This window comes from Luteococcus sp. (genome assembly GCF_043424415.1).
Classification (GTDB): domain Bacteria; phylum Actinomycetota; class Actinomycetes; order Propionibacteriales; family Propionibacteriaceae; genus Luteococcus.
This window is the reverse complement of the sequence record NZ_JBHWOO010000302.1, coordinates 1-7,261: the sequence shown is the minus strand read 5'-3', so window position 1 is coordinate 7,261 and position 7,261 is coordinate 1. Positions and strand designations below refer to the sequence as shown.

6 protein-coding genes and 2 tRNA genes are annotated in these 7,261 nt (G+C 70.3%); 4 read left to right on the top strand and 4 right to left on the bottom strand.

Annotation, left to right across the window (positions count from 1 at the left end):
* Positions 1–793 (top strand): methyltransferase domain-containing protein (locus ACHFFZ_RS16870; RefSeq protein ID WP_394277749.1); only part of this gene is annotated, 793 nt, incomplete at its 5' end.
* 1 nt (position 794) lies between these two features.
* Here the strand turns inward: ACHFFZ_RS16870 and ACHFFZ_RS16865 are convergent.
* From ACHFFZ_RS16865 to ACHFFZ_RS16850, 4 genes are all read right to left on the bottom strand, one after another.
* Positions 795–2,444 (bottom strand): YfjP family GTPase, encoded by a 1,650-nt coding sequence (locus tag ACHFFZ_RS16865; protein ID WP_394277748.1) that lies wholly within the window; start codon positions 2,442–2,444, stop codon positions 795–797.
* Positions 2,444–4,378 carry an ABC transporter gene (locus ACHFFZ_RS16860; RefSeq protein ID WP_394277747.1) on the bottom strand — a complete coding sequence of 645 codons (1,935 nt, stop codon included), beginning with the start codon at positions 4,376–4,378 and terminating at the stop codon, positions 2,444–2,446. The genes ACHFFZ_RS16865 and ACHFFZ_RS16860 overlap by 1 nt, the downstream gene beginning before the upstream one ends.
* A gap of 109 nt (positions 4,379–4,487) precedes the next feature.
* The gene (locus tag ACHFFZ_RS16855) at positions 4,488–5,858 is read right to left on the bottom strand and encodes a PrsW family intramembrane metalloprotease (protein WP_394277746.1); all 1,371 of its coding nucleotides are present in this window, start codon (positions 5,856–5,858) and stop codon (positions 4,488–4,490) included.
* 25 nt (positions 5,859–5,883) lie between these two features.
* A tRNA-Arg gene (locus tag ACHFFZ_RS16850) sits at positions 5,884–5,959 on the bottom strand.
* 61 nt (positions 5,960–6,020) lie between these two features.
* On the opposite strand from ACHFFZ_RS16850, the gene orn reads away from it, so the two are divergent.
* From orn to ACHFFZ_RS16835, 3 genes are all read left to right on the top strand, one after another.
* The gene (orn, locus tag ACHFFZ_RS16845; RefSeq protein WP_394277750.1) at positions 6,021–6,641 is read left to right on the top strand and encodes an oligoribonuclease; all 621 of its coding nucleotides are present in this window, start codon (positions 6,021–6,023) and stop codon (positions 6,639–6,641) included.
* Positions 6,642–6,717: 76 nt separating this feature from the next.
* Positions 6,718–6,793 (top strand) — tRNA-His (locus ACHFFZ_RS16840).
* Between the two features lie 92 nt (positions 6,794–6,885).
* Positions 6,886–7,125 (top strand): hypothetical protein, encoded by a 240-nt coding sequence (locus ACHFFZ_RS16835; RefSeq protein ID WP_394277745.1) that lies wholly within the window; start codon positions 6,886–6,888, stop codon positions 7,123–7,125.
* Positions 7,126–7,261: the final 136 nt, after the last annotated feature.

Sequence of the window (7,261 nt, the reverse complement as noted above, 5' to 3'; positions counted from 1 at the left end):
GCTGGCGGTCGAGGCCCGGGAGCTGGTCTGCGAACGGGGTCACCGCTTCGACCGCGCCAAGCAGGGTTTCACCAACCTGCTGCGCCCCGGCAAGGCGCGCAAGGAGGTGATCGGCGACGACAGGGAGATGGTGGCCGACCGCCGCCGCTTCCTCGACCGCGGGCACTACCGGGTCCTGGCCGACGGCGTGCGGCAGCTGGTCACCGACCTGCACGCCGACGAGCCCGTCGCGTCACTGCTCGACGTCGGCTGCGGCGAGGGGACCTTCACCGCGGCCATGGCCGATGCGCTGGAGACCGGTGAGGCACCCACGATGGCCTTCGACATCTCCCGTCCCGCGATGCAGCTGGCCGCCCGACGCGCCCCGTCGGTGCTGACGGCCGTCGCCTCGGTGATCGACATGCCGGTGCTCGACGGCAAAGTCGACCTGCTGGCCAGCATCATGGCGCCGCTGCACGAGGCCGAGTTCGCCCGCGTCACCCGGCCCGGGTCACGGATCCTGGTGGTCTCCCCCGGCGACTCACACCTGGCCGAGCTGCGCCAGGTGCTGTACCCGCACTACCGCCCCCACGACGAGCTGGTGCGGCTCACCGAGGAGCTGGAGGTGGTGGAGCGGCGCCGGTTCACCGACACCGTCCACCTGGCCAGTGCCCAAGAGTTGCACGAGGTCTGGGGCATGACGCCCTACCGGTGGAACACCCCGCGCGAGGGCCAAGAGCGTCTCGCCGGCCTCAACGAACTCGAGGTCAGCGTGCACTTCCTGGCCACCGTCTTCCGGGTGCCGGGCCGGTGAGTCAGAGAGCCCGCGCCACCTGGTCCCGCGCCTGCTCGTAACGGCGCAGCTCGCTGTTGACCGGGTCGATGATCCGCTGCCGGGAGACCTCGCCGATTGCCTTCTCCAGCACGCGGGTGGCGCGCTCGGCCTTGCGCTTGGCGGCGAACTCCACCAGCACCCGGCTGATGGCGGCCAGCAGCAGGCCTGCCGCGACGCCGCCGATCACCATCAGCGTGGGCGTGGCGAAACCGCGATAGGTCGGGCCGAGCGAGAGCGGCGGGAAGCCGAAGTACATCAGCGCCATCCGCAGCGCCAGCCAGCCGGCGCCGATCACCACGGCGGTGATCAGGATCCACTGCAGCACCTGGAAGATCTTCCACCAGCCCCTGCCACGGTCCATCGCCAGGTCGGTGGTGGCCACGGCCTGGTCGAGCTCGTCGGCCAGCTTGTCCTCGTCACGGCGCGAGGCACGGCGCACTGCGTCCTGCCAGCCGCGCGGCAACCCGGCGGAGGCCTCGTCGGCCAGCGAGCGCACCGCCGAGTCGACGCGGGCCTGCTGGACGCCGTTGAAGCCGCGCTGCCCGCTGTTGATACCGGTGCGCTGCACGCGCACGGGCTCCAGCGAGTCGGACTTGCCGGCCTTGCCGGTGCGACTGCTGATGGCATCCAGGTGCAGGCGCTTGAGCGGGTCGGGACGAAGACGCTTCACCCAGCTGATCGCCGGCCAGCCGGTGGCCAGGGTGCCACGGTGGCGGGTGGCCTTCAGCACCGCCTCGCTCACCACACCCACACCCGCGGCCTCGCCCAGGGCCTTGTTCAGCTGGGACTCGCGGGACTTGCCGATCTCGGTCGGCTCGGCATGACCTATTTCTACCTGCAGCTCGCGGGCCACAAGGATGACGTCGGCCTCCAGCCGCTTGGCGGCCATCTGCTTGTCCTGGACGGCCTTCTTGAGCTGGGCGCGCAGCTCGTCGACGCCCATCCCCGTGGTGGCGCTGATCGCGGCGATGCGCGCCTTGCCCAGGCCCTCGGAGTCCAGCAGATTGCGCAGGTCGCGCATGGTCGGTTCGAGCTGGCCGGCCGGCAGGCGGTCGGCCTGGTTGAGCACGACGAGCATCACGTCGGCGTGGTCGGCCATCGGCTTGAGGTAGCGGTCGTGCAGGGCGGCGTCGGCATACTTCTGCGGGTCGACCACCCAGATGAACATGTCGACCAGCTGCACCAGGCGGTCCACCTCGTCGCGGTGGGCGCGCTCGGTGGAGTCGTGGTCGGGCAGGTCGAGCAGGACCAGCCCGTCGAGGGCGGGGTCTCCCCCGCTGACGACATGCCGGGTGGGCACCTGCAGCCAGTCGAGCAGGTCATTGGGCACCTCGCGGCCCCAGCAGGCGGCCATCGCCTTGCTGGTGGTGGGGCGGGTGACGCCGGGGACGGCCAGCTGGGTGCCCGACAGGGCGTTGAAGGTGGACGACTTGCCCGAGCCGGTGGCGCCAGCCAGCGCGACGACGGTGAGGTCACCGCTGAAGGCCATCCGCTGGTCGGTGTGACCGACGATGCTGCGGGCCCGTTCCAGCAGCTCGGGCTCGATGCGGCCGTCGGACAGCTCGACGGTCTCGGACAGGGCCACCACCCGAGTGGCGACGGTGGAGCGGTCGGGATTGCGGCGTGCCATCAGCGCAGGTCCTGTCGGTCGGTGACGATCTCGGCCTCGACGACCTCGGCATCATCGAGACCAGTGACGGTGTTGATCTGGATCGGGTTGCGGTCGGCGCGCGGCGCCTCCAGCTCGGGTCGCTCCTGGTGGCCGACCTCACGCTCGGCGTCGTCGGAGCGGTCGACGGTCTGGTCGCTGCCGGCCGCGGCAATCTCCTGCGGCTGCAGGGCTGCGTCGACGGCCATCACGTCCTCGTCCTGGTGGCGGGCGAAGGTGACCGCCTCGACGGCCTCGCGGATGCGCACGGCCTGGTCACGGTCGGAGACCATGCCGCGCAGCGCGTCGTCGAAACGCTGCATCTCCTGGGCCATCACGCCTTCGATGCGGGCATCCAGGTGCTGCTTGGCCTGCTCGGCGAGGCGGCGCACCGCATCGTCACCGAAGACGGCCTCCAGCAGCTTCTGCGACAGCACGGCCGATCCGCCGGCGATGCCGACCTCGGCGCCGGACAGGCCGGCGGTGTGGGCGAAGACGTAGACCATCAGCGCCACCGAGACGCCGTTGACACCCAGCGCCAGGTAACGGGCCTGGGTGCGCTTGCCCATGCCCACCTCCTGTACCAGCTCCATCACGTCGCCCTGCCATTCGCGGATGGCGCGCGAGACCTCGGCCTGGAAGCCGGGCGAGGTGCGCGCGAGGTCCACGCCGGTGTTGGCGCGCAGCACGTCGCGACCGAAGGGGGTGGCGCGCCAGGCAGCCTCGGCGCGTTCGGCGGCGGCCTCGCCCTGCTCCAGCACCAGGGCCTCCAGGCCGGACTCGACGGCCACCTTCACGTTGTCCGCCTCAGGGGGCGTGCCCTTGAAGGCGCTGACGGCCCGGTCGCGCAGCCACGAGATGCGGTGCTCGACGGTCTTCATGAACTCGCCGGTGCCGACGAACTCCTGCCAGCGGGCCATCACCTCGCCGCGCAGCAGGGTGCCGTCGGCCGACTGCACGCTCACAGCACGCACGGCCTCGGCATAACTCGCGGCGGCGTCACTGCGCAGGCTCTCCAGCGCGTCGGCCTGGGCATCGATGGCATCGGCGACGGCCGGGGCCCGGGTGAGCAGCGAGCCGATGGCGCCGTCCAGGGTCTGCATGACCACGCGCTGGCGGCTGGCCTGGTCGGCGGCCAGCGTGGCCAGCCAGGTGCGGATCGGGGAGACGGCGGCGTCGGGCAGCAGGCCCTCGCTGGTCGTCTCGGTCTCGGGGACGGCGAACAGGGGCGAGTCGGCCAGTCCACGCTCGGTCATCAGCCGGCCCAGGTGCGGCGGCACCTGGTTCATGGCGGCTGGCGGGATGCGGTCCAGCACGACGGCCACGGCGGCGCTGCGGTCGACGGCCTGCTTCAGGAAGTCCCACGGGACGGCGTCGGCATAGCGGGCGGCGGAGGTCACGAAGACCCACAGGTCGGCGGCCTGCAGCAGCTGGGCGGCCAGCTGGCGGTTCTGCTCGACGACGGAGTCGACGTCGGGGGCGTCCAGGATGGCCAGGCCGCGGGGAATGGTGGGCTCGTCGACCACCTGCAGGCTGTTGGAGTCCTGGGAGCTGGCGCGCGAACGCACCAGGCCGGGCAGGATCCGCTCGTCGGCGAACCAGCGCACGTCGTCGGGGTGGCAGATCAGCACTGGGGACTTGGTGGTGGGGCGGATCACGCCGGGGGTGGTGACGACTCGTCCGACCAGCGAGTTGACCAGCGTCGACTTGCCTGCGCCGGTGGAGCCGCCGACCACGGCCAGCAGCGGGGCCTCGATGGTGGCCAGGCGGGGCAGCACGTAGTCGTCGAGCTGGGTCGACATCTCCCGGGCGGCCCGGGCCTGCTCGATGGCCTGGGGAAGAGCGAGGGGAAGCCTGACGGGCGCGAGGGACTCGCGCAGCTCGGTCAGGGACTGGGCCAGGAGTTGACTGCTCACCGGTTTCCTTTCGGCTGGATGCAGGGCGTGCCCCGCAGATCACTGCACCACCTTGGCATGAAGTGGAGGGTCAGGCTCCCCGGTGGTTGAGGGTTTCCCCTGCGTGGGCTCACCCGTGGGCGCCAAGTTGCCTGGCCCGGCGACGGCGCCAGACGGCGAGGCGGTGCCAGGGCAGGTCGAGGCGCAGGCCATTGGCCTGGTGCAGGGCGACGGGCCGCAGTGCTGCGATCTGGGTGAGCAGCTCGGCCTCGCGCTCCTGGCCGGCGGCATCGACGATCCCCCGCACCATCGCATCGCGCAGATAGGCCAGCTCAGTGGCGGCGCGCATCATGGACAGGGTGTCGCGCAGGCAGCGCCAGCCGCGGCGGGCCGCGACGACCAGCAGCCAGCTGCGGGAGCGGGCGCTGCCATAGGTCTCGGCCAGCCCGGGGGCCAGCCAGCCGAGGCGCTGGTAGTCCTCCAGGCGGGTGCGGATCCGCTTGAGCTCCTTGAACAGCTGGCGCAGCAGGAAGAGCAGCATGAAGCCGACCACGAGGACGAAGCGGATCACCAGCGAGGTCATCGAGTCCTGGCTGAGTGAGCTCATGCCGTTGAAGAACATGTGCCCCAGGGCGGCCAGCACGAAGCCGGTCAGGGGTGCCAGCACGCGCACCAGCTTGCTGCGGGTGCGCAGCCCCAGCACCATGCCGATGCCGGTGAACATGGTGAACAGCGGGTGGCCGTAGCTGGTGATCACGCCACGCAGGAAGACCAGTTGCTGCACGGCCTCCTCGACGTCGCCGGTGCCGATGGTGACCGAGCCGTAGACCATGGCGCGGGCGTAGTAGACGATGTTCTCGGTGAAGGCGAAGCCCACCGCCGCCAGTCCCGCGAGGCAGACGGACTGAAGCACCGAGACGACCCGGTAGCGCACCAGGACCGCCACCAGGAAGATGATCGTGGCCTTGGATGCCTCCTCGACAAAGGGGGCGGCGAAGACGGCGGGCCTGGCTTGGGCGGCCGGGTCGCCGGGGCTCGCGGAGACGTTGAGCAGGGTGGAGACCCACGAGTTGACGTGGATGCTGAACCAGATGGACATGCACGAGCCCCAGCCGAAGGCCAGCAGCCACCACAGCGGCCGCAGCGGCCGCAGCCGGTCGAGCAGGATGAAGGCCAGCGACCAGACCAGTGCGGTGGGTGCGGCGTAGCGGGCGCACTGCTTGATGGTGGGCCAGTCCAGGCCGGGGATGGTGCCCTCGGGGGTCACCTGGTCGGCCGAGAGCATCCGCCAGACCGACCACAGTCCGGCACCGTAGGCGACGAACAAGGCCAGGCTGAACCAGGTGAGCCAGCTCGTGGCGAGCCGTCGCAGCCAGTGCCGGCGGGGCCCCGGGCGGGCGGGCAGGCCGGACAGGGCCCGGGCACGCCGCTCGGGAGCCACCTGGGCGTCGGGGGCCAGCTGTCCACCCAGGGTCCAGGCGGTTCGCGCGATCTGCTCCATGCATCCATCCTGTACGGCGGTCAAATGGCGCCCCAGGCAGGAATCGAACCTGCGACCGACAGATTAGAAGGCTGCTGCTCTATCCGCTGAGCTACTGGGGCTGGCCGGGTCCATGCTAGCGGCCCGGCGCGGAGGGCAGCGTAGGGTGGACGGGTGAACGACATGATGGTGTGGATCGATTGTGAGATGACCGGGCTCGACTTGGCCAATGATGCGCTGATCGAGGTGGCGGCCCTGGTGACCGACTCCGAGCTCAACGTGCAGGGCGAAGGCGTTGACGTCCTGATCAAACCCTCCGACGAGGCGCTGGCCCAGATGGGCGACTTCGTGCGGGAGATGCACACCAAGTCGGGGCTGCTCGACGAACTTGCCTCGGGCACCACGATGGCCGAGGCCGAGAAGCAGGTGCTCGACTATGTGCGCACCCACGCGCCGGCTGCGCGAAAGGCCCCGCTGGCCGGCAACACCATAGGCACCGACCGCGCCTTCCTGGCCCGCGACATGGCCGAGCTGGAGGGCTGGGTGCACTACCGCAACGTGGATGTCTCCAGCATCAAGGAACTGAGCCGTCGCTGGTTCCCCCGCGCCTACTACCAGTCGCCTGCCAAAAGCGGGAACCACCGCGCGCTGGCCGACATCCAGGAGTCCATCGAGGAGCTGCGCTACTACCGCGAGGCCGTCTTCGTTCCCGCGCCGGGCCCCTCGACCAGTGAGGCGAAGGCGATCGCGCGCAAGCACCAGGGCATCCTGACCGGTGCCCGTCCCGCCGATCTGACGGCCTGAGACATCCCGATTTCACACTGGCATCATTTGACGCTAGGCTGATCCAGCAGTTCGGAGCTCCGGTTCCAACCTCATGGTGGGGATCGCTCAGTTGGTAGAGCACCTGGTTGTGGTCCAGGTGGTCGCGGGTTCAAGTCCCGTTACTCACCCCACGAAGTTGAAGGCCCCGGTCACCAGACCGGGGCCTTCAACCATTCCCGGCGAGCGCCCCACTGGTCTCCCCCCGTCCTGTCACGATGGGTCCATGACCGTCTGGCTCGTGGCCGCCTGCGCCATCCTGGTGGGCACCGTCCTGCAACGACTGTCCGGCACGGGCGTGGGGTTGGTCTGCGCGCCGGTGCTGGCGCTCTTGCTGGGCTCGGCCCAAGGCGTGCTGGTCACCAATGCCACCACCACCGTCTCGGGCTTCCTCATCATGCTGGCGGTGCGGCGTGACGTCGACTGGCGACGGGCCGGCGTGCTGGTCTGCTGGGCTCGGTGGTGATGGTGGTCTACTCGCGTCTGGCCCGGTGGGAACAGCGCCCCTTCCAGGCCACACTGCAACCGGTCTTCATGACGATGGGCCTGCTCTCGGTGCTCGCCAAGACCCTGCTGGGCGCCACCTCCACCGGCACTCCCCC

What these genes read in the sequence shown, in the direction of transcription:
- orn (WP_394277750.1), top strand. Translation starts at nt 6,021, where the DNA reads ATGATGGTGTGGATCGATTGTGAGATGACCGGGCTCGACTTGGCCAAT.
- ACHFFZ_RS16865 (WP_394277748.1), bottom strand. Translation starts at nt 2,444, where the DNA reads ATGGCACGCCGCAATCCCGACCGCTCCACCGTCGCCACTCGGGTGGTG.
- ACHFFZ_RS16835 (WP_394277745.1), top strand. Translation starts at nt 6,886, where the DNA reads ATGACCGTCTGGCTCGTGGCCGCCTGCGCCATCCTGGTGGGCACCGTC.
- ACHFFZ_RS16855 (WP_394277746.1), bottom strand. Translation starts at nt 5,858, where the DNA reads ATGGAGCAGATCGCGCGAACCGCCTGGACCCTGGGTGGACAGCTGGCC.